Origin of the sequence: Croceicoccus ponticola (genome assembly GCF_004004515.1) — a bacterium.
Classification (GTDB): domain Bacteria; phylum Pseudomonadota; class Alphaproteobacteria; order Sphingomonadales; family Sphingomonadaceae; genus Croceicoccus; species Croceicoccus ponticola.
The window spans coordinates 69680-94285 of sequence record NZ_RXOL01000007.1 but is presented as its reverse complement, the minus strand read 5'-3'; the positions used below and the strand labels follow the sequence as shown (position 1 = coordinate 94285).

The following is a 24606-nucleotide window of genomic DNA, read 5'->3' as shown; positions in this document are numbered from 1 at the left end:
TTCAGATGAAACTTTTGTGCGCTGCCGCCTTGCTGGGCCTTCTGCCACAAACTGCGTTTGCCACGGATGAAGCCGCGAAGTCCGCGCCCGCGCCGGTCACCGAATACACGGCCAACAAAGCGGAAAAGCGGCTTTCCGGCACCTTCGGCGGCCAGCGCGTAAACTATACCGCCACCGTCGCGGAACAAGTGCTGAAAGACGACAAGGGCAATCCCAAGGCCGCGATTGTCACGACCACCTATATCGCCGAGCCAAACGATCCGTCGCGGCCCGTGACGTTCCTGTTCAACGGCGGGCCGGGTTCGGCTTCGCTCTGGCTACAACTAGGCGCATTCGGGCCGAAGCGCGTCGCCATCCCGTCCGACGCAAAAGACGACGGCGCGCCGCCCTACCCCATTCTGGACAACCCGGATTCGCTGCTGGATGTCACCGATCTCGTATTCATCGATCCTGTCGGCACCGGCTTTTCGCATGTCATCGGCGACACCAAACCCAGCGACTATTACGGCATGGACCAAGACGCGACCAGCGTAGCGCAGGTCATCCGGCAGTGGCTTTCCGAACACGACCGCTGGAACAGCCCGAAATTCCTGGGTGGCGAAAGCTATGGGACGACGCGGTCGGCGCTCGTCGCCGGAAAGCTGGAAAACGATTACAACGATGTCGCACTGAACGGGGTCATCCTGATTTCTGCGATCCTCGATTTCGCGGCAGTCTGGGGCGACGAGGGCAGCGACGTGTCCTATGTTTCCTATGTCCCGAACATGGCGGCGGCGGCACTTTATCACGGCAAGGCGAGCGCCCCGTCGCTCGAACAATTCGTGGCAGAGGCGCGGGCGTTCGCCATCGGCCCTTATGCCACCGCATTGCTGAAGGGGCAGGCCCTGCCCGAAACGGAAAAGGCTGCGGTTCGCCGCGATCTGGCGCGATTCAGCGGACTGTCCGAAGCCTATCTCGACAGGGCAAACCTGCGCGTTTCGCCAGACCGTTATTACAAGGAACTGTTGCGCGACCGTGGCCTGACCATCGGCAGGCTCGATGCCCGCTATACTGGCGTAGACATCGACAACGCGGGTGAAAGCCCCGACAACGATCCCAGCTTTTACGGAATAGACGGCGGCTACACCGCGGCGGCCAACGACTGGTTCCGCCGCACTCTCGGGTACAAGACCGAACGCGACTACAGCCCGATCGGCGGAGTCGGCGCATGGGACTGGCGCCCGGCGGGCGAGGGCAGCGTGGCGACTTACCTCAACGTGGCGCCAACTCTGGGCCGCGCAATGCGGGAAAACAGCGACCTTCGCGTGTTCGTGGGGCAGGGATACTACGATTTCGCAACGCCGTTCCTGGCCGCCGAACAATCGTTGAACCGGCCCGGTATTCCGCAGGACCGGATCGCATTCGAATACTACGGGTCGGGGCACATGATGTACGTCCGGGACGAAGACCGGCAGAAATTGTCGCGCGACGTGCGCGCCTTTATTCGCGCGCGTTGAGGCTATCGGCAGGCGCGCCGGTCTCGGAACGGGGCGAAATCGGTGCAACCCGGCTCCGGCCCCCTTTTGCCGGCGCGCGACCGGTGATACCGCGCCTTTCCATGAACCGGTCGCACATTATCGCCGCCATGCTGGCGCTTTCGCTTTCTGGATGTTCGGACAAGGATAGCGCTGAAAAGGGCAATGCCGTGGCGAAGTTCGACCTTGCCAGCCACGACGATGCGGGCGCGGGCTCTGGCAGCGACACGATGCCCGGCAAGATCGATCCGCCCGACGCGGTCTGGCGTGCGACTGCGAACGGCGCGACTTATGGCGAACCGGGCAGGATCCCGCTGATCGAACTGGTCTGCGACGATGGCATGGTCGCGGCCACGCGCAACATCGCCAGCGACAAGGGTGCAAAGGCACTGTTCGCCTTTGTCGGCTATCGCGGCATTCTGCGGCTCAAGGTCGAAAGCGATGGCAAGGCATGGCGCGGCGCGCTTCGGTCCGATGACCCGCACTGGATCGCGGTGACCGGCGGGCCATTTTACGCGACGGTCGCAGGGGGCGGCAAAGTGATCTCTCCCGCCAGTTCGATCGCCGCGCAAGTCATCCAATCGTGCAAGCCCCAGCCCGACGCCACGATCAAGGGTGCGCCGGGCGAAGGCGAGAAGGTCGAAGGCGTCGAAAGCTCAGCGGCGCAAAGCCCCGGCGCCTGAACAGACGGCTCGACAGTAGGCTCCGGGACGTCCGGAACTAGAGCTTTCCGAACTTTTCCTCGTAAGCCGCACGGTCGCCTTCGGCCAGGTACTTGGCCTGATTGCGCCAGTCGTCGCGCGTAATCCGGCCCGAAAAGCGCCCTAACCCTGCGTCGATACGCTGAACGTCATCGTCGCTCCACGCCGCGATCTGGTCGAACCGCGAAATGCCCATGTCGCCCAGCATAGCGAGCAGCTTGGGGCCCAACCCCTTGATCCGCGAAAGATCGTCCGCATCGGTGCCGCGTTCCGCAGCCCGATCAGCCGCATCGATCTTGATCGCGGCGGCAACGGCCTGCGCATCTTCGGCGTTGCCTGGCATCTGGTCCACGATTTCGGGCGCATGCAATTTTTCGTCATGCGCCAGCGCGGCGGCGGCAACGGCAATCCCGGCCCCAGCCAACCCTTCGGGTGCAAGCGGAGGTTCGTGTTCGTGAAGGACCTGCTGCGCGGCGGGCGCGCTGTCGATCAGCGCCTGATTGCGGCGCGCCGGGCCTACTCCTTCGTCAAGAACGTCGGGCCGGTGGCTGCGCACACGTTTCTTTTTTGGCCGGGCCAGTAACCAGAGTGCGACGAACACCGCGAGCGCCGCGACGATCGCAAAGGCAACCCAGTTCGCCTGGATCAGTTCAACCATCAGACAAATCCTCTTTCCTCGTGACCGAACGCGCCATCAAGTCGCGTGCCGCGCGCAGCCGGAGCAATTGCGAAAGGCGCATGCGACGCGACAACCACATCAAGGCCAACGTCAAGATGCCACCATAGACGATGAGCAACGCAACCAGCAATTCGATCCACAATGGCATTGCCCGCGACCCTATCCCGCGTCCGGAGTGTCGACCGGGGTCGGCACTTGCGGTGCTATCGAAATGACCGAAAATTCGATGCGGCGATTGGCGGGATCGGCGGGATCCAGCCCGTCGACCGGGCGCGCCGATCCGTACCCTTCGACACGTATCGTATCAAACGGCAGCCCGCGCGTCACCAGCGCGTCGCGCACCGCCGCGGCCCGCTCGCGCGACAATTTCAGGTTGACCGCCGCATCGCCCACCGCGTCCGAATGCCCGGCAATCGCGATGATGCTGCCCTTGCACGGTTCGAGCGCGGCCGTGACCTCGTCGAGCAGGACGTCGCTGGCCTTTTCGATCCGCGCGCTGCCTTCTGCAAACAGGATGACGCGCACCGCCAGCAACGTTTCGACATCGCGCTCGCAGTGATAGGGACCGGTGTCCGCAGGCTTCGTTGCTTGCGCCGCCCGTGCGCGGCTCGTCATCCAATGTACCCCGCCGACGCCCGGAATTGCAGCCACGGCTCGGGCTACCCGGCCACGCACATCGTCGTTCAGATCGTCGCCACCCGATAGCGTCGGGTGCCGCGTCGGCCAGCCCACGCTGGTATGGAAATCGGCGACGATGCCCTTCCCGCCCTCTGCCGCGATGGCAACCCGGGCCCGATCCTCCAACCGGGTTACGAAGGCGTTGCCGGTCTGCGCTTCGGCCACCAGCGCGACAAGCGTGACCAGCACAGCGCCGATGGCGACCTTGATCCAGGGCGGCAGGGAAAGAAGTTCATGCATGGCGAGCCGATCGTTAACCTGCCGCGCCTTCTTGCGGAAGAGTGGAGGTCGCCTGATCCGGGTTGGCCTGATCCGGGACGAGATCAGATTTCCGAGCGTTCTTGAACAGGATGCGGTCTTCAGGTCCGAATCCGCGTTTCCAGATTGCGAAGCCGTATGTCGCAAGAATGGCGGGGATACCGAACGCAAGCTCCATCCATTCAGGCAGGAACGTAAAGCCATATCCCACCGCGGCCGCCGGGGCGACCGCCCAGACCAGCGGCCAGCGGAAATTGTTGATGCGGTGTTCCAGAATTCGCGCCAGCATCCGCGATTTCACCAAAGACGCAAAGCCCAGCGCCAGCGTCAGCGCCATGGCGGCGCCGGCGGCCTGAAACAGTTCGCCCATGCCCGCCCGCTGGATCAACGTGATTATTGCGACGGTTAGCAACCCCTGCAAAACGATCGTCGCGGCGGAAATCGCGAGGTTCTTCAACCGCGCGAGATAGATGAGCGCCGCTTCGGACACCACGGCGGTCGCCGCCACGACTTCGGCCAGCAACAGGAACGCCAGCGCACCGGTTCCGTACACGAACTGCGGCCCGACAAGACCCATGACCGCTTCGCCCGGAATGCCCAGAGCCAGCCCGATGCCCGCTTGCGCCGCGACGATCCAGAAACCCGCCTGACACACCTGCCGCGCGATGGCGGCATAGTCCTTGTCCTTCAGCTTGCGAACGATCACCGGGCCGAGGATCGGCTCGAAGCTCGTCTTCAGCTTTTGCGGCAGGCTGGCGACCTGCTGCGCGACGTAGTAGATGCCGACCGTCGCCGGGCTGACGAATATGCCGAGCAGCGCGATGTCCAGCCGCCGCGTGCCCCATTCGATCGCATCGGCCATGGCCAGCGGGAAGTTGTCGCGCGCGATCCGGGCCAGAGGAATGACTTTGGGTCGCCACCCGTGCGGCATGCCGTAATCGCGAACCAGCGGCACAAGCGCGGTGATCGCGGCGGCAATTACGGAAAAAAGATAGGCCAGCGCCAGCCCGCCATCCTGCGTCACGGGGATCAAGTAGAACACGCCTGCCATGATCGAAATCGACCACGGTTCGACGACTGACCGGCTGCGCACAGTGGCGGCGATGTTATAGCGATAGGCCAGCGCCGCCAGCATCACTTCGGTCATGCCCAGCATCACGATCGCCAATGGCAACCATAGATCCCAGTCGCTGTTGCGCCCGTTGGGAAACATCGGATCGGGAAAGACGAACAGGATGGCGGCAAACACCGTGCTGGTGATCAGCGACAGCAGCAGTCCGTCGGCAACGACGTGGGAATCGTCGCGATCGTCGGCGTTCAGCTCCTTGGCCAGCCCGCGCTTCAGGCCCAGCGTGGCGAGCTGACCGCAGATTTCTATGACGATCAGCGCCGACGCGAACCGGCCCAGCTGATCCGCGCCATAAAGCCGCCCGGCAATGAACAGGAACGGCAGGCGCGCGGCCAACCGCATCAGGAAGCCCAAGAAATTGGTGCGTCCGCCCTTGGCCAGCGCGGCAAGATCGGCGCCGGGCGCGACGTCGCCGTCCCGCGCCGGTTCACCGGGCGCGGGCGTCGAAGGCTGGGTCACCTTGCCGACTCCGCGCCATCGGCCGGCACTTCGGGCCGAAGCGGACGGGCAAGCAACGCCTCCACCATCTGATGCGCGCTCACCTTGCCCGACAACAACGCGCAGACCGCGTCGGTGATCGGCATGTCGACACCCATGTCACGCGCCAGCGATTGCAGCACCGGGGCAGTGTGCGCCCCTTCGGCGACAGTGCGCCGGTTGGCCATAAGTTCAGCCGGATCGTGTCCCTGACCCAGCGCCTTGCCCAAGGAAAAATTGCGGCTGGATGTCGACGAACAGGTCAGCACCAGATCGCCCAGACCGCAAAGACCCGACAGTGTTTCGGCGTGCGCACCCTTGGCAAGACCGAAGCGGAGCATTTCAGCATAGCCACGCGCGATCAACGCGGCGCGGGCGTTCTGCCCCAGTTCCATCCCGTCGACCACGCCGCATGCGATAGCGAGCACGTTCTTGACCGAGCCGCCGATTTCCGTGCCGACGAGGTCGTCCGAATAATAGGGCCGGAAATTATGGCGCCCGACATAGGCCGACAGGCGATGCCACTGCGTCGACCCGCCCTCGCAAGCCAGCGTTACCGCGGTCGGCAAGCCGGCGGCCACTTCGTGCGCGAATGTCGGGCCTGACAGGACGGCAAGCTGCGCGCGCGGCGCGGCAGCGCGGGCGACATCGGCCATCAACCGGCCGGTGCCCGCCTCTATCCCTTTGCAACACAGGACGAGATCGCCGGCAAAATCCGGCAAGTTCGCCATCACCCGGCCCAGATGCTGCGCCGGCGTTACCGCGAGCAGCACGTCCATCGCGGCGAAATCCGCGATTTCGCCGCTGGCCGTTATCTGCGGCGATAGCTGCGCGCTGGGCAGATAGTTCGGGTTGAGGTTCCGGGAATTGACCGCCTCGACCACTTCGGGCTCCAGCGCCCAGAGCAGTACGTCGCGCCCGTCGCTGGCCAACATCTGCGCCAGGGCGGTGCCCCACGCGCCCGCGCCGACGACGCCGATCTTTGGCAAAGCGGTCATGCCTTTACCCCTGCCCCGCGCACGGGTTCGGCGTCGGGGTCCAGCGGCCAGCGGGGCCGCGCCGCGATATCGAGCGGATCGCCGCCTTCGGCCAATAGCCCCGCATTCATGCGTTCCCGTCCCGCCCATGCGATCATCGCGGCATTGTCGGTGCAAAGCTGCATCGGCGGCGCGACGAAGCGCAGATCATTGTCGTTGGCCAATGTTTCCAACGTCGTTCGCAGCGACAGGTTGGCGGCCACCCCGCCCGCGACGACCAGCGAACCGACGTCATCGGCATTGGCCAGCGCCCGCCTTGTCCGGTCCAGCACGCAGTCCAATGCGGCTTGCTGAAAACTGGCGGCGATATCGGCTGGAGCGTACTTGCCGCTTTCGTGCGCGCGCATCACGGCGCTTTTCAATCCGGCAAAGGAAAAGTGCGGCTCGTCCGATCCTGCCAGCGGGCGGGGAAGTGGGACAGCCCGCGAATCGCCGGTTGCCGCCAATCGCTCCACCGCCGGGCCGCCTGGAAAGCCCAGGCCGAGAATCTTGGCAGTCTTGTCGAAAGCTTCGCCCAGTGCGTCGTCGATCGTCGTGGCGATACGGCGATAATTGCCGACCCCCCGCACTTCCAGAATCTGGCAATGCCCGCCGCTGGCCAAAAGCAGAAGGTAGGGAAAGGCAAGCCTGGCGTCGGCCAGCCGCGGGCTCAACGCATGACCCTCAAGGTGGTTGACTGCGATCAGCGGCTTTCCGCCTGCCATCGCCAGCGCCTTTCCCGTCACCAGCCCGACCATGACCCCACCTATCAACCCCGGCCCGGCCGTGGCCGCGACCGCGTCGACATCGGCCAGCGTCATGTCCGCTTCGTTCAGCACTTGCGCCACCATCGGGCCCAGCACTTCGACGTGCGCGCGTGCGGCGATTTCGGGGACGACGCCACCATAGGGGCGATGCAGCGCATCTTGCGAGGCGATGGCCTGCGCAATGATCGTCCGATCGTTTGCGACAAGCGCCACGGCGCTTTCGTCACAACTCGATTCGATGCCGAGTACGACCATTCGGGTCACGGTGTCGGCTTTCTGGTCACGGTGTCGGTCACCCCACTTTCCCGTTCCGGTCCATCGCGGCTTTCCCTGAACGCTTTGCGCCGCTAGCACAAGCCGCGATGCCAGACCTTGCACCGAAGTCCACACTTGCGCCCATGCCCGCCAAGCCGCTCAAACTGGGCACCCGCCGTTCGCCGCTGGCGATGGCGCAAGCGCACGAAGCGCGAGACCGGTTGTGCCGCGCCCATGGCTGGACGGAGGATGCGATCGAGATCGTGCCCGTGCTGGCCAGCGGAGACAAGGTTCAGGACAGGCCATTGGCCGATATCGGCGGCAAGGCGCTGTGGACCAAGGAACTGGACGGCTGGCTGCACGACGGGTCGATCGATTTCGCGGTTCATTCGATGAAGGATGTCGAAACGATCCGGCCCGAATGGCTGACCATCGCCGCGCTATTGCCGCGCGCCGACGTCCGCGACGTGCTTGTCGGCGCGCGATCGATCGCCGCGATTCCACCTGGCGCGCGCATCGGGACCAGCGCCCCGCGCCGCGCCGCGCAAATGCTGAACATCAGGCCGGACCTGACCATCGTGGGCTTTCGCGGCAATGTCGCGACGCGTCTGGCCAAGCTGCAGGCGGGCGAGGCGGATGTCACGCTGCTGGCGGCAGCCGGCCTCGAACGGTTGGGTCAGACGGGCGTGGGCACCGCGCTCGATGCACCCGAATGGTTGCCCGCTCCGGCACAAGGCGCGATCGGAATCGAGTGCCGCACGGATGACGCTATGACGCGCCGCGCCCTGTCCGCCATCGACCATGCCCCGACACGCGCGCAGGTGGCGGCAGAGCGCGCGCTGCTGCTGGCGCTGGGCGGCAATTGCCACAGCCCCATCGCGGTGTGGACGCAGGGCAGTGACGAAGTGACGATGACCGTCCGCCTCTACAGCCCCGACGGACTGGTTCGGACAGGGGGAGAAGCGACGTTCCCAGCCGACAGCAACGGCCCGGCCGAACTTGCTGCCCGCCTTTTGTCCGACGCGCCCGAGGCCGTGGCCGTGCATTTTTCAGGCCCGCCTGCATGAAGGCGCCCGCGTGCGTTAAGACGATCGTCGCCATCCGGCCCGAGTCGGCTTGCAGCGCTACCATTACGCTGGGTGCCGAAATGGGCATCCCGGTCGCCGGATCCCCGCTGTTCGCGGTCGAACCCGTGGCGTGGAGCATCACCGGCGCTGCCTATGACGGACTGCTGCTCGGCAGTGCCAACGTACTGCGCCATGGCGGCGAAGGGCTGCGCGCCCTGACCTCGCTGCCCGCCTATTGCGTCGGAGAGACGACTGCGCTCGCCGCGCGCGACGCGGGTTTCATCATCGCGGCAACCGGCAGTGGCGGATTGCAGGCTGTGCTGCCGGTCGCGATCGAGAAAGGTTGCACGAAACTGCTGCGCCTGTCGGGAGAGGCGCACGTTCCGCTGGCCCAGCCGCCGGGCGTCACCATCGATACGGTAACTTGTTATCGCGTCCGCGACCTGCCCGTCGGCAACGATCTTGCCGCGACGCTGCGCGGCGGCGCGGTGGTCATGCTTCATTCGGGCGAGGCTGCCGCGCATTTCACGGCAGAGGTCGACAGGCTGGGCATCGCGCGATCCGGCATTGCCGTCGCCTGCCTTGCGCCCCGCGTTGCCGAACGAGCGGGAACGGGCTGGGCGGCGCTTGCCATCGCCGGCAGGACAGAGGATCGTGCCCTTCTGGCCTTGGCCGCGCAAATGTGCCAAGCCTGATCGCCGACGGACTTTGAAGGACACATGGAAGCGACACCCCCCACTGCGACCCCCATCGCAAGCCCCGATGGAACCGCCGCACGAGATGGCGGCCTTGGCGACAGCGGGCACGGCGAAAATGCCCGTGCCGAAAAGCGCCATCGCAAGATGAATTCGGTCCGCGACATCGCCGTGGCGGTCCTCGTCGCCTTTGCGCTGGGTGCGGCTGTCGCGTTCTGGTTTGCCTATAGCAAAGGCTGGATATTACCGGACGCCACGCAATCGCAAGATGTCGTAACCGCGGCGGCTTTGCCCGATAATGCACTGCCGGGCGCTGCGACATCGACCGGATCGGCCATCGCGGCCCCTGCCCAGGCAGCGATCGACATCCGCCTCGATGAGCTGGAGCGGCGGCTGAACCGCATCGATCTTCAGGCAGAGGCAGCATCGGGTCACGCCGCTCGTGCCGAAGGCCTGCTGGTCGCGTTCGCCGCGCGTCGATTGCTCGAACGCGGGGCTCCGCTCGGCTATCTCGAAAACCAGCTGCAGCTGCGTTTCGGCAATGCCCAGCCCAATGCGGTGCGCGCGATCATCAATGGATCGCGCAATCCCGTGACGCTCGATTCGTTGCGGACCGGCCTTGAAAACATCTCGCTGACCGCCGTCGAAGAGCCGGAGACGCTGTCGGGCTGGGAACGGCTGAAGTCCGAGATTGCGGGCCTGTTCGTGCTGCGCAGCGCCAGCGCCCCATCGCCGCAGCCGGAAATGCGCCTCGACCGCGCTCGGCAACTGCTCGACGACGGCCGGGTCGAAGCCGCTGCCGCGCTGGTCGAACGACTGCCGAATCGTGAAGGTGTCGAACCGTGGCTGGCCGATGCGCGGCGATTTGTGACCGTGCACGACGCGCTCGACCTGATCGAGACGGCGGCTCTGTTGGAACCGCGCCAGTTCAACGATGGCGAAGGCCAGCCAGTGCGCCAACGCAGCCCAGCCGCGCCGGCCCAGACATCCCCGGCCCAAACATCGGCGGCCCAGACCTCGACTGCGGCCGAAACTGCAGCAGCAGCGTTGAATTAACCCTGCAACAACGCGGGCAGCGTTCCAGAAACGCCGCGCGCTTCGTCCATGAACCACCGTTTCAGCGGAGCGATGCGATCGATCGCGCCCATGCCGGCGCGCCGCACAGCGCTGGCGGTTTTGCCGGGCACCCCGAATATCCACGTCAGCGAATCGGTCGCCAACGCCACCGTGAAATCGTCCAGCGCGCGCCAGTCCTGATACCGCTTCAGCAATTGCGCATCGCCAGGTTCAAGGCCCAACCGCAACCCGTCGGCAATCACGTCGGCCAATGCCGCCGCATCGCGCAGGCCAAGGTTCAGCCCCTGTCCGGCGATGGGATGAATGCCGTGCGCGGCATCACCGACCAGCGCCAGCCGTTCGGCCACGATGGTCGGCGCATGGTGGAAACCGAGCGGGAATGACGAACGCGCACCGTCCAGCGCGATTTCGCCCAGCACGCCGCCCATCTTGCGCTGCGATTCGGCGGCAAAGGCGCGGTCCGGCAGCTTGAGCCACGCGTTCGCCTCTTTTTCGTCGACCGTCCAGACCAGCGCGGTGCGGTGCCGGCCCTGATCGTCGTCGATCATCGGCAGCAGCGCGAACGGCCCTGTCGGATAGAAAATCTCCCACGCGATGTTGCCGTGCGGTTTTTCATGGGTCAGCCCGCAAATCAGCGCGCGGTGCCGGTAATCCCACTTCGCGACCGTCAGCCCGGCCTCCTCGCGCGTGGGCGAACGGCGACCTTCGGCGGCGACCATCAGGCTGCCTTCGAACCGAGTGCCATCCTCGCGCACGGCGACGACACCGAATTCGCCGCGTTCGCGCACGACGATGCGACTTTTGGGATGAAAGGCGATGGCCGGTTCGTCGCGCGCCGCTTCGAACAAGGCGATGCGCAATTGCCGATTGGCGAACATGCGACCCAGCGAGCCTTCCTCCGGCTCGGGTCGAAAATGCAGTTCGCCAGGCTTCAACTGATCCGACACCGCGATGCCGTCGATCGGGCATCCGAACGGCTCAAGCTTTTCGACCAACCCGATGTTGGCGAACATGTTCCAGCTCGCGGTCGAAATGGCCGAAGCGCGCCCGTCGAACCCATGCGCCATCTGCGCTTCGGGATCGGCGGCGTCGATCACATGGCTGGTCACGCCCGAACGGGCCAGCGCGAGCGCAAGGCTCATGCCGACAAGCCCGCCACCCAGGATCACCACGTCGCGCCGCTGTGCGCTCATCACTCGTCTCCACCGGGCTTGCTGGACAGCCGCAGCGGCCATCCCTAAACACCTGCCTGAACAAAGCAGACAGATGGCGGCAGGCCCGTTCCAAGGCAACCCCTGCGCGCCATATGCAAAACCTGGACACGATGGCCCAAACCCTTCCGACGACAATCCACTTCCGCCGCCTGATCGTGTTCGTGACCGCGCTTCTCGCGCTGTGCATGGCGCTTCCGGCGCTGGCCAACAACATCGCGGCGGAACTGCGGGTCGAAGGGCCGGTTGCACCGGGCAAGACCGTGACAATGGCCATCGCGATGGAGCCGGCGCCGACCTGGCACGGGTATTGGTCGAACCCCGGCGACGCCGGCTTTGGCATGTCGTTCGACTGGACCATGCCCGATGGATTCGTCGCGGGAGAGCCCGAGTATCCGGTGCCGGAACCGTTGTTGATCGGCCCGCTGATGAACCATGTGTACGAAGGTCCCTATGCGATCCTCGTGCCGCTGACGGTCCCTGCCGATGCGAAGCCGGGCAGCACGATCCCGATCTCGCTCGATGCCAACTGGCTGGCCTGCACCGACGAAATCTGCGTGCCCGAAAAGGGGCATTTCGAAGCGACGATCGAAATCGCGCAAGCCAGTGCCTTGCCAACGCAGAGCGAGGCTTTTGCCCAGTGGCGCGCTGCGCTTCCCGCACCAATGCTTGAAAAAGGGCGCTACGCCATTGTCGACGGCAAGTTGCGGATGGCGATTCCGATCGCCGCCACCGCGACCGTGGCAGGGCCGCACCTGTTTCCGGCCAGCGACGGGATATCGCAATATGCCGTGCCACAGGCGTTTTCGCGCAATGGCGACTGGCTGATTATCGAGACCGCAGCGGTCGATGGCGCAAAGGCAGGCGCGAAATTCGATGCCGTGCTGCGCGTGGACCACGAAGGCAACGGGCTGGCGGTTACGCTCGAACCTGGCGAAGTGCCCGCTGCCGGAAGCGCGATAGGCGGGGTATCCGATCTTGGCGGAGAGAGCCTCGCATGGTTGGTGCTGGCCGCGTTCGTCGGCGGCCTGATCCTCAACGTGATGCCTTGCGTCTTTCCGATCCTGAGCCTGAAGGCTTTGTCGCTTGCGCGCGCCAACCGCGAAGGCGCGCATGTCGAAGCCTTGGCCTATACCGCAGGTGTACTCGTCGCCGTGCTGGCGCTGGGCGCGGTGCTGCTGGGTCTGCGCGCGGTGGGCGAGGAAATCGGCTGGGCGTTCCAGTTGCAGGAACCGGCAACGGTCATCCTTTTGCTGGTCCTTGCCGCTGCGATCACCGCAAACCTGCTTGGCTTTTATGAAATGATCCTTCCGGGGATTGCCGGGGCCAAAGGCGGTGGCGCGTTCCTGACCGGTCTGCTCGCAGCATTCGTCGCGACGCCTTGCACCGGCCCCTTCATGGCCGCCGCGATGGGCGCGGCGCTGTTGTTACCGGTGAGCCACGCCATGTTGCTGTTCGCCGCGCTGGGACTTGGCCTTGCGTCGCCGTTCCTTGCGATCGGGTTCATTCCCGCATTGCGCCGCGCGCTGCCGAAGCCGGGCGCATGGATGGTGCGCTTTCGACATATCATGGCTGTGCCCATGGCGCTGACCGCAATGGCGCTGGCGTGGCTGGCATGGCGGGTCGGCGGCTTGCCACTGCTGGTTCTTGGGCTGGGCGCGGCGCTGGCAGTCATTGCCTTGCTTGTCCTCGCCGGGCGCAGGCAGCGGCGCGGGTCTGCCGCAACGGTACCGGTGCTGGCGGCCATGGCGCTGGCGCTGCTGGCTGGCGGCGCGAGCGCGGCGATGGAGCCGGCCGCCCCCCGTGTCGAAGCCGGGCTCGATGCAATCCCCTTTTCCCCGGTCGCGCTGGCCGAAGCGCGGGCAAGCGGCAAACCTGTTTTTGCCTATTTCACGGCGGACTGGTGCGTCACGTGCAAGGTCAACGAAGCGAGCGCGATCGATCGCGACGCAACGAGGGCCGCCTTCGAAAAGGCTGGCGTCGTCGTCATCCGCGGCGACTGGACCCGTCGCGATCCGACAATTACCCGCTATCTTGAAGAACATGGCGCAGCCGGCGTTCCGCTTTACGCTTGGTATGCGCCGGGCAACGATGCCGAGCTTTTGCCGCAAGTGCTGACCGTCGGCATGCTATCTGAACGCGCTGCATCATCGCCAAAATGACCCGAATAGGACAATGGCGATATTTTTTCGGAACCTAGCTTCTACAGGTCAGTTATCGTCCGGATAGGGGCCGGCATTTTTGCCGGGATGAAGTATCGATCTTGCCGCCTTGGAACGGGTCGCGGATCGCAGGGAAATGACAAGCATGACAGACGGCGGTTCCGATCAAAGGCTCCTGAAGCCGGGCGAAACTACTGTGGTTTTGCTGGTTGAGGACGAGATGATCATCGCGTTCGACATAGCCGATCAGCTTATTTCCTCAGGTTTCGACATCAACGGCCCCCATCCCAGCAACGTCAAGGCATTGAGCGCGATCGAAGTCGCCCGGCCGGACGTCGCGATCCTCGACGTGCAATTGGCTGACGGTGATGTCTATCCGGTGGCCACGCGGTTGTACGAAATGAACGTCCCCATCGTGTTCCATTCCGGCCACGCCGACCCCGGCCAGCTGAAGCTTCAGTTTCCCGGCGCGGTCGTCTGCACGAAGCCTTGTTCCGCCGGCCGTCTGGAAAGCGCGGTACGCTCCGTCATGGGCGGCGGCGACTGAACGACGAATGCTGTGCGCCGTTGGTTTCCGGCGTTTGACAGCGATTTGAGAGTTCTGACAGACGCGGCGGCATGAAAATTGCCAGAAATGCCAAAGCCAATGGTGGCTGGACCGGCATCACGATCCTCCTCGCATCGGTCGTCCTCGTCATCTTCGGTCTTTTCGTCCGCTATGGCGACAACGACATTTTCCAGCAGGCCCACGGCGACCTCACGGCGTCGAGCGAGCTGCCAGCGGCCGGACCGCAGGACATTCTCACCGCCGATTTCACGATTTGTGACGAATCGGACCGCCGAGATTGCGTGGTCGATGGCGACACGATCTGGTTTCGCGGCGACAAGATTCGCGTGCTCGACATCAATTCGCCCGAGACTTCGACACCAAGCTGCGATCAGGAATTCGCGTTAGGCAAGGCGGCCACCGAGCGATTGCGCCAATTGCTGAACGCCGGCCCGTTTTCGCTGGAATCAGGGCCGGAGGAAACCGACCGCTATGGCCGAAAGCTGCGCCGCATAACGCGCGGCGGCAAATCGCTGGGCGATATCCTGGTTGCCGAAGGGCTCGCCGAACGATGGCAGGGCTTTCGCCGGAACTGGTGTTAATCTGACATTCTGTTTCGTGCTGTAGGCTGCCTTGGTGTCTTGGCGGAACAACCCGTGCCTGGCAGCCGTTGGAGGCACCATGAGCGTAGATGTGCAGCTTCACGAGATTATCGGCGCGACCGAAATCGAAGAACGGTTCCTGAAGGACAGCGTGATCCTGCTGCGGCGTGCCGTCGGCAGTCCGGGCTTTGGCGGTTCGGTTCGTCAGGCGGCGTACGGTTATACAGGTTGGAAAGGCATGCACGGATCGCCCCGCGCGCTGGACGGCGACGAGATCTGGGATCGCATCGTCATGGGCCGGGAATGCGGCAAGACTGCCGACCACACGCTCGATCTCGCGATCCAGATCGAGGATATGGACGGCCCCGGCACCACACATCCGATGATCGGGCGCACGCGGCTTGGCACCCTGCCGATCCGCACAGCCCGCTGGTTCGTCGCGCAATGCATGGATGCCGGCGACCGTGTGAACATGGCCGCACACTTGATGCACCAGTGGATGCACGTATCTGGTTTCGTCCACGGCGATGAGAACAAGGGTCAGGATGCACCGTCCGTGCTCGCCCGGCTGGTGCGGCGTTCACTGGAAGCGGATCATGGCGACGAGATCGATGCCCATGTCACTGCCCTGCTCACGCTCGACGTTTCAGGTTGCGACTGTTGCCCTATGGACGAAGCGGAAGCACGGGAAGCTGTTCACGCCGGCTGATTGAAGGCTCCACTGTCATTCACCGCTGCGCCGCGGATGCAAGAGAAAACCTGCTTTGCACGGGGGATAGCGGGCAACGGTCGCTTCCCTTAAGCCCGCGCTCCCCTATTTAGGAACACATGGCGAACCCCGCCCTTCCCGCAGCCGTTCCCCTGCCCGCCGTTCACGCCAGCCACTCCGGCTGCTGGCTGTCCGACGCGGCGGGCAATGTACGTGCGCTGTCGCGCGGCGAAGCGATCATGGCCGCGGCGGAAACCCCGCTGCTGATGCTGAACGCGCCGCTGGTCGCCAGCCGCCTTGGTTATCCGGAGCTTTCGGGCCTCGACCTTCTCGAACTGTTCGCCTTCGTCTTTCCCGCCCGTTTCATGGTCCCCACACCCAAGGGGCTGGCCGAAGCGGTCGGCCTTCCCGTGCCAGAGCATGAGGGCGAAGTGCCCATGCTGCTCGCCCGCGCCGCCGCCCGTCTTTTCGCGATTTGTGAGAGCGAGGAATGGGGCGAGCGCGACGGGGCGTGGAGCGTGCTGCAATCGCTGACCCGGTTGAAATGGCCGTGGTCCGGGATGTTGGTGCCGCATGTGCACAAGCCCGAACGGGCAGAACGCTGGCTGTTCGCCAAGCTGCCCGAATGGGACGAACAGCCGCCCCGGCCCCAGCCCAAGCACGTCACGCTCGATGCGCGGGACATTGCGGACAGGCTCGACACCCTGACCGGCAACGATGCCGAACGGCGCGATGGGCAGCACGATTACGCCCAAGCCGCCGCCAATGTCTTTGCCGCGCGCGCCGAACGTGGCCGGCCCAACATGGTGCTGGCGCAGGCCGGCACGGGTGTAGGCAAGACGCTGGGCTACCTCGCCCCCGCCTCGCTTTGGGCGCAACAGGCAGAGGGTACGGTTTGGGTTTCGACATATACCAAGGCGTTGCAGCGTCAGCTTCGCCGTGAAAGCCGCCGTGCATGGCCGGATGACGCGGCCAGCGGCAAGGAGCGTACCACACCAGCCGTAGTCGTGCGCAAGGGGCGGGAGAATTACTTGTGCCTGCTGAACCTTGAGGATGCGCTGCAAGGCGGCTTTCAGAACCGGGCCGCGTTGTTCGCGCAACTGATCGCGCGCTGGGCCGCATTCAGCGAAGATGGCGACATGGTCGGCGGCGACCTGCCCGGCTGGTTGCCGACGCTGTTCCGCAAACGCGGGCTGACCGCTCTCACCGACCGGCGCGGCGAATGCGTCTATGCCGGTTGCCCGCACTATCGCAAATGCTTCATCGAACGCGCCGCGCGCCAATCGGCCCACGCGGACCTCGTCATCGCGAACCACGCGCTCGTCATGGTGCATGCGGCGCGGTCGGGCGGGCAGGACGGCGAACGGCAAAGCCCCGCGCGCATCGTCTTCGACGAAGGGCACCACTTGTTCGACGCCGCCGATTCGACATTCGCCACGGCGCTGTCGGGCGCCGAAACGATCGAAATGCGGCGCTGGGTCATCGGGCCAGAAGGCAAGTCGAAAGGCCGCCGCCGGGGCCTGGCCGCTCGATTGGCCGATGTCGCCAGCTATGACGAGGACGGAGAGCGCGCCATCGCCGCCGCCCGCGACGCGGCGGGCGAACTGCCGGGCGACGGCTGGTTGCAACGCCTCGGCGAAGGTGATCCGTGGGGCCCGATCGAGGCGCTGCTCGCATCCGTGCGCCGGGTCACATATGCGCGGGACGAGGCGGGGAGCGAGGCGGGCTACGGCCTCGAAACCGAAGCGGTCGACCTCGACGGCCCGCTGGTCGAAGCGGCGGCGCTGGCCCGCGATGCGCTTGCCCGCCTGCGCCAGCCGCTGATGAAGCTGGCCTCACGGCTGGAGGCAATATTGGAAGAGCCGCCAGATTGGCTCGATCCGCAAGGTCGGCAACGCATCGAAGGGGCGCGCCATTCGCTGGCGTGGCGCATCGACGTGCTGACCGCTTGGGAATCCCTGCTTTCCCGCATGGGCGGCCCTGCCGACCCCGATTTCGTCGACTGGATGGCGATCGAACGAGCCGAAGCGCGCGAATTCGATGTCGCAATCCATCGCCGCTGGCTCGACCCGATGAAGCCATTTGCTGCCACCGTGCTCGTCCCCGCGCACGGGGTCTTGCAAACCAGCGCGACGCTGTGCGACCGTTCGCCCGAAGGGCCAGACTGGGACCGCGCGGTGCGCCGCTCCGGAGCCAATGCGCTTGGCATTTCGCCCCGCATTTCGGAAGCTGAAAGCCCGTTCGATTATGCTCGGCAGGCGCAGGTCATCATCGTCACCGATGTGAAGAAGGGCGACATCGCGGGCCTCGCCGCCGCCTATGGCCGGTTGATCGAAGCGTCGCAGGGCGGCGTGCTTGGCCTGTTTACCGCGATCCGCCGCCTGCGCGTCGTTCACGCCCGCATCGCCGATCGCCTCGCGCGGTCGGGCCTGCCGTTGTTCGCGCAGCACGTCGATCCCATCGATACCGGCACGCTAGTCGATATCTTTCGCGATGATCCGCGCGCCAGCCTGCTTGGCACTGATGCCCTGCGCGACGGGGTCGACGTGCCGGGCGAATCGCTGCGGCTCGTGGTCATGGAACAAGTGCCTTGGCCCAAGCCATCGATCCTGCACCGCGCGCGCCGGGCTGCGACCGGCGGCGAACGGGCCGAACGGCAGGCCCACGACGATGCCATCGTGCGGGCGCGGCTGGCGCAGGCGTTCGGTCGTTTGATCCGCACGCGGCAAGACAGCGGCGCGTTTATCGTCCTGTCCCCGGCATTTCCGTCGCGCCTGCTGTCTGCGTTCCCTGCTGGAACGCCTGTCACGCGCACGACGCTCGACGATGCTTTACAAATGTTGGTCGCCGGTGTTTCCTGCGCTCCGACGGAACACGAGACCGAGGGATAATTGGGTTTGAAGCGCTTGGGACTCCTGCGTCATGCAAAATCGGAAGAAGACCAGTCGTCGGGCTATGATTTCGACCGCGAACTGAGTGCCAAGGGCCGCCGTGCCGCCGAAGCAATGGGTCGCCACATCGGCAAGAAAGTCGCACCTTTCGACCGCATTCTCGCCAGCCCCGCCCGGCGGGCGCAGGAAACGCTGAATATCGCGCTGGACGCCATGGGCAAGGCCGCGCCGGTGGACCGGATCGAAGACCGCCGGCTTTACCTTGCGACCAGCGATTCCATCGACGAGGTCGTGGCGCAACTTGGCGGCGATGCGGACAGCATCCTGCTTGTCGCGCATAATCCGGGGCTGGAGGATGTGGTGCTGGACCACGTACCCAACGACGGCAGTTCGCGGTTACGCGATATCGTGGCGGTCAAATATCCCACCGGGGCCTTTGCGATCCTGGAATTCGATATCGATGACTGGTCGTCCATTGGTGGCGCGACTGCCCGGCTTATCAGCCTGACGCGTCCACGCGATATCGACCCGACGCTCGGCCCCGAAATAGCACGCTGAATACTGATTTTCGGGCTGGAAACGACCGCGTTAAATCCGTTCCGCGCCCAAAGAATTCATTCGAGAATCGCACCCGCCAACTTCTCGCGGATCGAACGAAGCCGAGCCTTGAGCAGGATGTCGGCGGTGCGATCGGCCGGTGCTGGCCCGACCACTGGAGGTGAGCTGGTTGCCGGGGGCGAAGCATTGATCGACGCACCCTCACTAGTGCTCTCTTCAAGGACGCGGACAGCGCCTCGCAAACGCGCGACCATTTCGGGCGCAGGGCCCACGGTTCGGGCCTCAGGCTCTACCGATGCGGGTTTTTTCGCCCCGTCCTCGATCGCCTTCACCGCCCCGCGGATCGTATAACCATCGTGGTTGAGCAGACGATCGATGTTCTGCAGCAGCTCGACATCGCCAGGCCGGTAATAACGGCGACCGCCACTGCGCTTTACCGGGCGGAGCATCGGAAACTGCTCTTCCCAATAGCGCAGGACGTGCGGCTTTATATCGAGCGCCGCCGACACCTCGCCAATCGTGCGGAAAGCCTGAGGGTCCTTACCGTCTTCGAACAGGCTGTCCTGCATCGATTAAGAGCCGCTGACGCGGTCCTTCAACATCTGGCTGGCCCGGAAAGTAAGCACGCGGCGCGGCGTGATCGGCACCTCGATGCCGGTCTTGGGGTTACGGCCGATCCGTTCGCCCTTGTCGCGCAAGAGGAAGGTCCCGAACCCCGAGATCTTCACGTTTTCACCTTTGCTCATCGATTCACACATAAGCCGAAGGATCGATTCGACCATAGTGAGCGAATCGGCCCTGCTCAGGCCAACCTTGTGATGGACGGTGTCCGCAAGGTCGGCACGGGTCAGTGTTCCCACAGAACGCATGATTCCCAATTCCCCAGTTGCCCCGAAGTGTGCGACCACGGATTGGACTTATCTCACACAGGAGCCGCCGCGCCAAGCCCGAGCGCGAAAAAGCTAACTTTTTTCAGGGTTTGGTCTCGATTGTGACCAATTCGGGTCACGCCGAACGGCAATTTATGCGCGCAGCAGGCTGGCGCCCCACGTGAACCCGCCGCCCATCGCCTCGAGCATGACGAGATCGCCGCTTTTGATTCGCCCGTCGCGGAAGGCCACGTCGAACGCGAGCGGCACCGACGCCGCCGAGGTATTGGCATGGATGTCCACCGTCTTGACCATGCGTTCGACCGGCAGACCAAGCTTTTTGGCGGTGGCATCAAGGATGCGGGCATTGGCCTGATGCGGTACGACCCAGTCAATATCGGTCGCGGCATAGCCGGTTTCGGACAGAACCTCGGTCAGGACATCGGCCAGGTTCACTACCGCGTGGCGGAAAACCTCGCGCCCCTTCATCCGCAGTTTACCGACCGTCTGCGTCGTCGAAGGACCACCGTCGACGTAGAGCAGGCAATTGTGCTCGCCATCGGTGTGCAGCTTGGTCGCGATGATGCCGGGAGCGGTGTCCGCCTGATCAGCCGGGAATTCGCGCAGTTCCAGCACCATGGCACCGGCGCCGTCACCGAACAGGACGCAGGTCGTGCGGTCTTCCCAGTCGAGGATGCGGCTGAAGGTTTCCGCCCCGATGACCAGCGCCCGTTTGCCCATGCCACGATGCAGCAAGGCGTCGGCGGTGCCCAAGGCGTAGAGAAAGCCTGAACAGACTGCGGCGACGTCAAAGGCATAGGCCTGCTTGCAACCGAGCGCGCTCTGCACCTTGCTGGCGGTCGACGGGAAAGTCTGGTCGGGCGTGGCGGTCGCAAGGACGATGACGTCGATGTCGTCGGGGGTCAGGCCCGCCGCTTCGATCGCCTTGCGCCCGGCGTCTGTCGCGAGCGTTGCGGTGGTTTCGCCCTCACCCGCGATATATCGCTGACGGATGCCGGTGCGATCGACGATCCAGTCGTCGCTCGTCTCGATCTGTGTGGCGAGATCGGCATTGGTGACGACTCGCGCCGGGAGGCCGGAGCCGGTTCCCAAAAGGACCGAACGACGGATCATCCCGCTCACGCAGCCTGCCCCGCGGGTGCCGTGTCGGTACCACGTGCGAGGTCGGCAGAAATACGGTCGATGAGATCTTCCTCCAGAAGCCGTGCGGTGACGGCCACGGCATTGGCGACACCCTTGGCATTGGCGCTTCCGTGGCTCTTCACGACGATGCCGTTGAGGCCGAGGAACACCGCGCCATTGTGGTTGTTGGGGTCGAGATGATGCTTCAAAAGTTCGGTCGCGGGCCGACTGACGAGGAAGCCGATCTTGGAGCGTAGGGACGACTGGAACGCGCTTTTCAGCAAGTCCGCCACGAAACGCGCCGCGCCTTCGACCGCTTTCAGTGCGATGTTGCCCGAAAAGCCGTCGGTGACGACGACATCGACTTCGCCGCGGTTGATCTTGTCCGCTTCGATGAAGCCGCCGAACGACAGGGCCAGCCGCTGGTCAGCCGCGCGCAGCTTTTCCGAAGCTTCACGCAACACTTCGGTGCCCTTGAATTCTTCGGTCCCGATGTTGAGCAGCCGGACGCGCGGTTCGGCAAGGCCCGTGGCGATTCGCGAATAGGCCGCGCCCATGATCGCGAACTGGACGAGGTTACGCGCGTCGCAGTCCGTGTTGGCGCCAAGATCGAGCATAACCATGTCGGTATCGCCCAGCGTGGGCAGCAATGCGGCAAGCGCAGGCCGGTCGATGCCCGGCATGGTGCGCAGGCTCAGCTTCGCCATCGCCATCAGCGCGCCGGTGTTGCCACCGGACACGGCGGCCCCGGCCTCACCCTTCTTCACGGCATCGATGGCCATACCCATGCTGGTCTTGCGCGCACGGCGCAGGGCCTGGGTCGGCTTTTCATCGCCCGTGACTTCTTCGGGTGCGTGGAGAATCTCCGACGCGCCGCGCATGTTCGGGTGATTGTCGAGCGCACGCTTGATCCGCTCCTCGTCACCGACGAGAAGGAACTTGAAGCGGTCATGTTCGCGGCGCGCCAGTGCGGCGCCCTCGATCATGACACGCACGCCATGATCGCCGCCCATCGCGTCAATGGCGATACGCGGGAGATTCATGGTTTACGTCCTTGCAAGTGTCTGCGGGCGATCAGAGCCCGACGGAAACGATCTCGCGTCCGTTGTAATGGCCGCATGCGTTGCAAAGGTTGTGCGGGCGCTTCAATTCGCCACAGTTCGAGCATTCGTGGAATGCCTCTACCTTCAATGCATCATGCGAACGACGGTTGCCACGACGGTGCGGCGATACTTTTCTTTTTGGGACAGCCATTTCGGCACCTGTTCAATCTGAATCGACGATCTTTGCGGGCCGCCCTAGTCCAGCCTCCGGCACGGCACAAGCCCACAAGAGGGCCCGCGCGCGCTTTCGACACTAGGGTGCGGCGAAGGCGCGCGCTATAGCGAATTTTCACAGGTGCGCAAGTGCTGCGCCTACTGCTTCAGCGCCATATCCGCGACAAACGGGTTGGATTGGCGCTCCGCACCGAAAGTACTGATCGGTCCGTGCCCCGGAATGAAGGTCGTCTCGTCACCCAAGGGCCATAGCCGCTGCGTGATCGAATCGATCAGGGTCTGGTGATCGCCCATCGGAAAATCGGTGCGCCCGATCGATCCCTTGAACAGGACATCGCCGACAACGGCAAAATGCGACGGAGCGTGGTAGAACACGACATGACCCGGCGTGTGACCGGGGCAATGGATAACATCGAGTACCAGATCGCCCACCGTAACCGTGTCGCCGTGATGCAGCCAGCGGTCGGGTTCGAAGGTATGCGCCTCCATGCCCCAGCGCGGGCCATCGTCGTCCAGCGCGGCGATCCAGAAGCGGTCGGCCTCTTCCGGTCCTTCGATCGGCACGCCCATGTCCTTGGCTAATACACCTGCGTTGCCGCAATGATCGAGATGGCCATGAGTGACGAGAATCTTTTCCAGCGTCACCCCCGCCTTGGTAATGGCGTCGCGAATCCGGTCGAGGTCGCCGCCGGGATCGATGACGGCGGCCTTCTTCGTTTTCGTGCACCATATCAGCGAGCAGTTCTGCTGCAGCGGCGTGACGGGCACGATGGCGGCACGCATGGGTGGCTCGCTAGGGACGGCAGTCGGTTGGGTCTGTTCGGTCATGGTGCCGGATGTGGCGGGGCAACGGGACGAATGCAAGGCATAGCCGATGGCGCGGCCGCCGGGCGATTCTCAGCCGAATGGGACTATGGCAAAGGCACTAGATCCGCCCGCCCTTCCAGACGACGCGACCCAGCACCTCGACCTCGTTCAGCGAGACGTCGGCGTCGGAAGGATAAGCCCGGTTGTCGGAAATGACCGAGACACGGCCCTCTCGCTCGAACAAGAGGCGTTTGACCAGCAAAGTCCCGTCGCGGCGGATAACGTGCACGCCGTCGCGCAGTCGCCCTTCGGCGCGGGCGACGAGGATCTCGTCTCCGTCCGCCAGCGTCGGGTCCATCGAATCGCCAGCGACCGACAATGCCGCCAGCACGCCAGGCTGAAGTCCGAGTTCACGCAGCCAGCCTTCGGAAAAGCGCAGATGCCCGACAGGGGCGTCGTCATCCGCCAATGCGCCCGGTCCGGCCGATGCGCCGAGCGCGAGCCGAGGCACGTCGATCCAGCCGCTACCCCGCCGCCGTTTCGGGATCGCGTGGGAATTATCCTCCGACCCTTGTGCACCCAGTTCCGATTCGTCCACGCCAAAGAACTGGGCCAGCGTTCGCCGGTCGTTCTCCTCCAGCTTGCGCGGGCTACCCTTGCGGATAAACTGCTGCAGATACGTTGGATTTCGTCCGATCAGTTTCGACAAGGCAGAGAGCGATACGCCCCTCTGCTCGGCAAGTTCGACCAGTCTGTTGCGCGTGCGATCGTTAACCATTCCTCGTTCCTACACGATGTATTTTTCCTAGACAAGTAGGATTTGGATCAGCAGCAAAGGATTATTCCTACAGCGAATCGCCGGGAACATGCGGTGACGCAAACAGAGGAGGGCCAACTTGTTGCTCAGGGAAGTCGAAAAATTCTTACGCCGGACCGGCATGCCGGCCACCAAGTTCGGACGCCTTGCCGTGAGCGATCCGCGCCTCGTGCTCGATCTGCGCAATGGTCGCGAGCCCCGCCGCCGGATGATGATGCGGGTGGAACATTTCATGAACAACCATACACCCAGTTTTTGCCAACTTACCCAGGAGTCGCCCGATGCTTGCTGAAATATCTCCGCCCGGTGCCAACTGCGCACCAGCCAAACGGAGCTCGCAACGGTTTCCCGGCGAGCGGCTCGAAGCAGCCATAAAGGCGCTAGCATCGGGATATGGGCAAGTCGTAATCCATCGGGAAACGCCTTGGGCCAGCATCACTTTTTCGGGCACCCGGCACACTTTGTCGCTGTCATTTTCGGGCAGCACCGCGGTGGAGGCGGCAGAACTCATGATCGCGGAACTGCCCGATCATGAGTTCTCGTTCCCGGGACAGCTTGTCGCCGACGCACAAGTGCTGGCGGTGGATCATGCATTGCTGCCCGAACCGGTGCTGCGGGTCGAGGTGGAGCTTTTGCTGTTGCAGGATGCCTGACCGCGCACTTCGATTAACGTCTTAATCGAGGAACCGTTACCCATGCC

At 64.4% G+C, this 24606-nt stretch carries 27 protein-coding genes; 13 read left to right on the top strand and 14 right to left on the bottom strand.

Going from position 1 to position 24606, the window contains the following annotated elements; all coding sequences use genetic code 11:
- The first annotated feature begins 5 nt into the window (after positions 1-5).
- Together EKN06_RS13400 and EKN06_RS13395 are read left to right on the top strand one after the other, a co-directional pair.
- On the top strand, positions 6-1496 hold the full coding sequence (locus EKN06_RS13400; RefSeq protein WP_240654957.1) for a S10 family peptidase: 1491 nt from the start codon (positions 6-8) through the stop codon (positions 1494-1496).
- 101 nt (positions 1497-1597) lie between these two features.
- Positions 1598-2197 (top strand): hypothetical protein, encoded by a 600-nt coding sequence (locus tag EKN06_RS13395; RefSeq protein ID WP_127613420.1) that lies wholly within the window; start codon positions 1598-1600, stop codon positions 2195-2197.
- A 37-nt stretch (positions 2198-2234) separates the two neighbouring features.
- Here the strand turns inward: EKN06_RS13395 and EKN06_RS13390 are convergent, their stop codons facing one another.
- The 6 genes from EKN06_RS13390 to tsaD all read right to left on the bottom strand — a co-directional run bounded on the left by EKN06_RS13390 (position 2235) and on the right by tsaD (position 7474).
- The gene (locus tag EKN06_RS13390; RefSeq protein WP_127613419.1) at positions 2235-2873 is read right to left on the bottom strand and encodes a hypothetical protein; all 639 of its coding nucleotides are present in this window, start codon (positions 2871-2873) and stop codon (positions 2235-2237) included.
- A complete protein-coding gene (locus tag EKN06_RS15830) occupies positions 2866-3042 on the bottom strand; it encodes a hypothetical protein (protein WP_205693901.1) in 177 nt (58 codons plus the stop codon). Before EKN06_RS15830 ends, EKN06_RS13390 begins: the two co-directional genes overlap by 8 nt.
- Positions 3043-3053: 11 nt before the next feature.
- Positions 3054-3812, bottom strand: a complete 759-nt coding sequence (locus tag EKN06_RS13385; protein ID WP_127613418.1) for an OmpA family protein — start codon at positions 3810-3812, stop codon at positions 3054-3056.
- Between the two features lie 13 nt (positions 3813-3825).
- Positions 3826-5301 (bottom strand): lipopolysaccharide biosynthesis protein, encoded by a 1476-nt coding sequence (locus EKN06_RS13380; protein ID WP_127613453.1) that lies wholly within the window; start codon positions 5299-5301, stop codon positions 3826-3828.
- Positions 5302-5414: 113 nt separating this feature from the next.
- Positions 5415-6434, bottom strand: coding sequence for an NAD(P)H-dependent glycerol-3-phosphate dehydrogenase (locus tag EKN06_RS13375; RefSeq protein ID WP_127613417.1), 1020 nt, complete (start codon positions 6432-6434; stop codon positions 5415-5417).
- Positions 6431-7474, bottom strand: coding sequence for a tRNA (adenosine(37)-N6)-threonylcarbamoyltransferase complex transferase subunit TsaD (tsaD, locus tag EKN06_RS13370; RefSeq protein WP_127613452.1), 1044 nt, complete (start codon positions 7472-7474; stop codon positions 6431-6433). The genes EKN06_RS13375 and tsaD overlap by 4 nt, the downstream gene beginning before the upstream one ends.
- A gap of 143 nt (positions 7475-7617) precedes the next feature.
- Between tsaD and hemC the strand changes: the two genes are divergently transcribed.
- Genes hemC through EKN06_RS13355 form a run of 3 tightly spaced genes read left to right on the top strand, consistent with a single transcriptional unit; the run spans position 7618 to position 10292 of the window.
- Positions 7618-8541, top strand: coding sequence for a hydroxymethylbilane synthase (hemC, locus tag EKN06_RS13365; RefSeq protein ID WP_127613416.1), 924 nt, complete (start codon positions 7618-7620; stop codon positions 8539-8541).
- Entirely contained in the window at positions 8538-9236 is a 699-nt protein-coding gene (locus EKN06_RS13360) for a uroporphyrinogen-III synthase (RefSeq protein ID WP_127613415.1), read from the top strand. The genes hemC and EKN06_RS13360 overlap by 4 nt, the downstream gene beginning before the upstream one ends.
- 24 nt (positions 9237-9260) lie before the next feature.
- Positions 9261-10292: a hypothetical protein gene (locus EKN06_RS13355; protein ID WP_127613414.1), complete on the top strand. Its 1032-nt coding sequence runs from the start codon at positions 9261-9263 to the stop codon at positions 10290-10292.
- On the opposite strand, the gene EKN06_RS13350 is transcribed toward EKN06_RS13355, so the two are convergent.
- Positions 10289-11506, bottom strand: a complete 1218-nt coding sequence (locus EKN06_RS13350) for a UbiH/UbiF/VisC/COQ6 family ubiquinone biosynthesis hydroxylase (protein WP_127613413.1) — start codon at positions 11504-11506, stop codon at positions 10289-10291. The two genes, EKN06_RS13355 and EKN06_RS13350, sit on opposite strands and share 4 nt — an antisense overlap.
- 131 nt (positions 11507-11637) lie before the next feature.
- On the opposite strand from EKN06_RS13350, the gene EKN06_RS13345 reads away from it, so the two are divergent.
- The 6 genes from EKN06_RS13345 (at position 11638) to EKN06_RS13320 (ending at position 18993) form a co-directional block, all read left to right on the top strand.
- Positions 11638-13686, top strand: a complete 2049-nt coding sequence (locus EKN06_RS13345; RefSeq protein WP_127613412.1) for a protein-disulfide reductase DsbD family protein — start codon at positions 11638-11640, stop codon at positions 13684-13686.
- A gap of 136 nt (positions 13687-13822) precedes the next feature.
- Positions 13823-14233, top strand: coding sequence for a response regulator (locus tag EKN06_RS13340; RefSeq protein WP_205693900.1), 411 nt, complete (start codon positions 13823-13825; stop codon positions 14231-14233).
- 71 nt (positions 14234-14304) lie between these two features.
- Positions 14305-14835: a thermonuclease family protein gene (locus EKN06_RS13335; protein WP_127613411.1), complete on the top strand. Its 531-nt coding sequence runs from the start codon at positions 14305-14307 to the stop codon at positions 14833-14835.
- 79 nt (positions 14836-14914) lie between these two features.
- Entirely contained in the window at positions 14915-15544 is a 630-nt protein-coding gene (locus EKN06_RS13330; RefSeq protein ID WP_127613410.1) for a hypothetical protein, read from the top strand.
- A gap of 119 nt (positions 15545-15663) precedes the next feature.
- Positions 15664-18435 carry an ATP-dependent DNA helicase gene (locus EKN06_RS13325; protein ID WP_127613409.1) on the top strand — a complete coding sequence of 924 codons (2772 nt, stop codon included), beginning with the start codon at positions 15664-15666 and terminating at the stop codon, positions 18433-18435.
- Between the two features lie 6 nt (positions 18436-18441).
- Positions 18442-18993, top strand: coding sequence for a SixA phosphatase family protein (locus tag EKN06_RS13320; RefSeq protein WP_127613408.1), 552 nt, complete (start codon positions 18442-18444; stop codon positions 18991-18993).
- A gap of 56 nt (positions 18994-19049) precedes the next feature.
- On the opposite strand, the gene EKN06_RS13315 is transcribed toward EKN06_RS13320, so the two are convergent.
- The 7 genes from EKN06_RS13315 to EKN06_RS13285 form a co-directional block, all read right to left on the bottom strand.
- Positions 19050-19562 (bottom strand): MerR family transcriptional regulator, encoded by a 513-nt coding sequence (locus EKN06_RS13315; protein ID WP_127613407.1) that lies wholly within the window; start codon positions 19560-19562, stop codon positions 19050-19052.
- Between the two features lie 3 nt (positions 19563-19565).
- Positions 19566-19862 carry an integration host factor subunit alpha gene (locus EKN06_RS13310; RefSeq protein ID WP_127613406.1) on the bottom strand — a complete coding sequence of 99 codons (297 nt, stop codon included), beginning with the start codon at positions 19860-19862 and terminating at the stop codon, positions 19566-19568.
- Positions 19863-20015: 153 nt separating this feature from the next.
- Positions 20016-20996, bottom strand: coding sequence for a beta-ketoacyl-ACP synthase III (locus EKN06_RS13305; RefSeq protein WP_127613450.1), 981 nt, complete (start codon positions 20994-20996; stop codon positions 20016-20018).
- 5 nt (positions 20997-21001) lie between these two features.
- Positions 21002-22048: a phosphate acyltransferase PlsX gene (gene plsX, locus EKN06_RS13300; protein WP_127613405.1), complete on the bottom strand. Its 1047-nt coding sequence runs from the start codon at positions 22046-22048 to the stop codon at positions 21002-21004.
- Between the two features lie 31 nt (positions 22049-22079).
- Positions 22080-22259: a 50S ribosomal protein L32 gene (gene rpmF, locus EKN06_RS13295; RefSeq protein WP_127613404.1), complete on the bottom strand. Its 180-nt coding sequence runs from the start codon at positions 22257-22259 to the stop codon at positions 22080-22082.
- Positions 22260-22420: 161 nt separating this feature from the next.
- Positions 22421-23110, bottom strand: a complete 690-nt coding sequence (locus EKN06_RS13290; RefSeq protein ID WP_420810795.1) for an MBL fold metallo-hydrolase — start codon at positions 23108-23110, stop codon at positions 22421-22423.
- A 97-nt stretch (positions 23111-23207) separates the two neighbouring features.
- Positions 23208-23867: a S24 family peptidase gene (locus tag EKN06_RS13285; protein WP_127613403.1), complete on the bottom strand. Its 660-nt coding sequence runs from the start codon at positions 23865-23867 to the stop codon at positions 23208-23210.
- Positions 23868-23985: 118 nt separating this feature from the next.
- Here EKN06_RS13285 and EKN06_RS13280 point away from each other — a divergent pair, with 118 nt between their 5' ends.
- Positions 23986-24198: a hypothetical protein gene (locus tag EKN06_RS13280; protein ID WP_127613402.1), complete on the top strand. Its 213-nt coding sequence runs from the start codon at positions 23986-23988 to the stop codon at positions 24196-24198.
- Positions 24188-24559, top strand: coding sequence for a hypothetical protein (locus tag EKN06_RS13275; protein ID WP_164844074.1), 372 nt, complete (start codon positions 24188-24190; stop codon positions 24557-24559). The genes EKN06_RS13280 and EKN06_RS13275 overlap by 11 nt, the downstream gene beginning before the upstream one ends.
- The last annotated feature ends 47 nt before the right edge of the window (positions 24560-24606 follow it).

Coding starts and splice junctions, on each gene's coding strand:
- EKN06_RS13290 (WP_420810795.1), bottom strand. CDS start 23,110: ATGACCGAACAGACCCAACCGACTGCCGTCCCTAGCGAGCCACCCATG.
- EKN06_RS13310 (WP_127613406.1), bottom strand. CDS start 19,862: ATGCGTTCTGTGGGAACACTGACCCGTGCCGACCTTGCGGACACCGTC.
- EKN06_RS13305 (WP_127613450.1), bottom strand. CDS start 20,996: ATGATCCGTCGTTCGGTCCTTTTGGGAACCGGCTCCGGCCTCCCGGCG.
- EKN06_RS13335 (WP_127613411.1), top strand. CDS start 14,305: ATGAAAATTGCCAGAAATGCCAAAGCCAATGGTGGCTGGACCGGCATC.
- tsaD (WP_127613452.1), bottom strand. CDS start 7,474: ATGGTCGTACTCGGCATCGAATCGAGTTGTGACGAAAGCGCCGTGGCG.
- EKN06_RS13275 (WP_164844074.1), top strand. CDS start 24,188: ATGCTTGCTGAAATATCTCCGCCCGGTGCCAACTGCGCACCAGCCAAA.
- EKN06_RS13380 (WP_127613453.1), bottom strand. CDS start 5,301: ATGCGGTTGGCCGCGCGCCTGCCGTTCCTGTTCATTGCCGGGCGGCTT.
- EKN06_RS13350 (WP_127613413.1), bottom strand. CDS start 11,506: ATGAGCGCACAGCGGCGCGACGTGGTGATCCTGGGTGGCGGGCTTGTC.
- EKN06_RS13340 (WP_205693900.1), top strand. CDS start 13,823: ATGACAAGCATGACAGACGGCGGTTCCGATCAAAGGCTCCTGAAGCCG.
- EKN06_RS13355 (WP_127613414.1), top strand. CDS start 9,261: ATGGAAGCGACACCCCCCACTGCGACCCCCATCGCAAGCCCCGATGGA.
- EKN06_RS13385 (WP_127613418.1), bottom strand. CDS start 3,812: ATGCATGAACTTCTTTCCCTGCCGCCCTGGATCAAGGTCGCCATCGGC.
- rpmF (WP_127613404.1), bottom strand. CDS start 22,259: ATGGCTGTCCCAAAAAGAAAAGTATCGCCGCACCGTCGTGGCAACCGT.
- EKN06_RS15830 (WP_205693901.1), bottom strand. CDS start 3,042: ATGCCATTGTGGATCGAATTGCTGGTTGCGTTGCTCATCGTCTATGGT.
- EKN06_RS13330 (WP_127613410.1), top strand. CDS start 14,915: ATGAGCGTAGATGTGCAGCTTCACGAGATTATCGGCGCGACCGAAATC.
- plsX (WP_127613405.1), bottom strand. CDS start 22,048: ATGAATCTCCCGCGTATCGCCATTGACGCGATGGGCGGCGATCATGGC.
- EKN06_RS13400 (WP_240654957.1), top strand. CDS start 6: ATGAAACTTTTGTGCGCTGCCGCCTTGCTGGGCCTTCTGCCACAAACT.
- EKN06_RS13395 (WP_127613420.1), top strand. CDS start 1,598: ATGAACCGGTCGCACATTATCGCCGCCATGCTGGCGCTTTCGCTTTCT.
- EKN06_RS13325 (WP_127613409.1), top strand. CDS start 15,664: ATGGCGAACCCCGCCCTTCCCGCAGCCGTTCCCCTGCCCGCCGTTCAC.
- EKN06_RS13285 (WP_127613403.1), bottom strand. CDS start 23,867: ATGGTTAACGATCGCACGCGCAACAGACTGGTCGAACTTGCCGAGCAG.
- EKN06_RS13375 (WP_127613417.1), bottom strand. CDS start 6,434: ATGACCGCTTTGCCAAAGATCGGCGTCGTCGGCGCGGGCGCGTGGGGC.
- EKN06_RS13345 (WP_127613412.1), top strand. CDS start 11,638: ATGGCCCAAACCCTTCCGACGACAATCCACTTCCGCCGCCTGATCGTG.
- EKN06_RS13360 (WP_127613415.1), top strand. CDS start 8,538: ATGAAGGCGCCCGCGTGCGTTAAGACGATCGTCGCCATCCGGCCCGAG.
- hemC (WP_127613416.1), top strand. CDS start 7,618: ATGCCCGCCAAGCCGCTCAAACTGGGCACCCGCCGTTCGCCGCTGGCG.
- EKN06_RS13390 (WP_127613419.1), bottom strand. CDS start 2,873: ATGGTTGAACTGATCCAGGCGAACTGGGTTGCCTTTGCGATCGTCGCG.
- EKN06_RS13315 (WP_127613407.1), bottom strand. CDS start 19,562: ATGCAGGACAGCCTGTTCGAAGACGGTAAGGACCCTCAGGCTTTCCGC.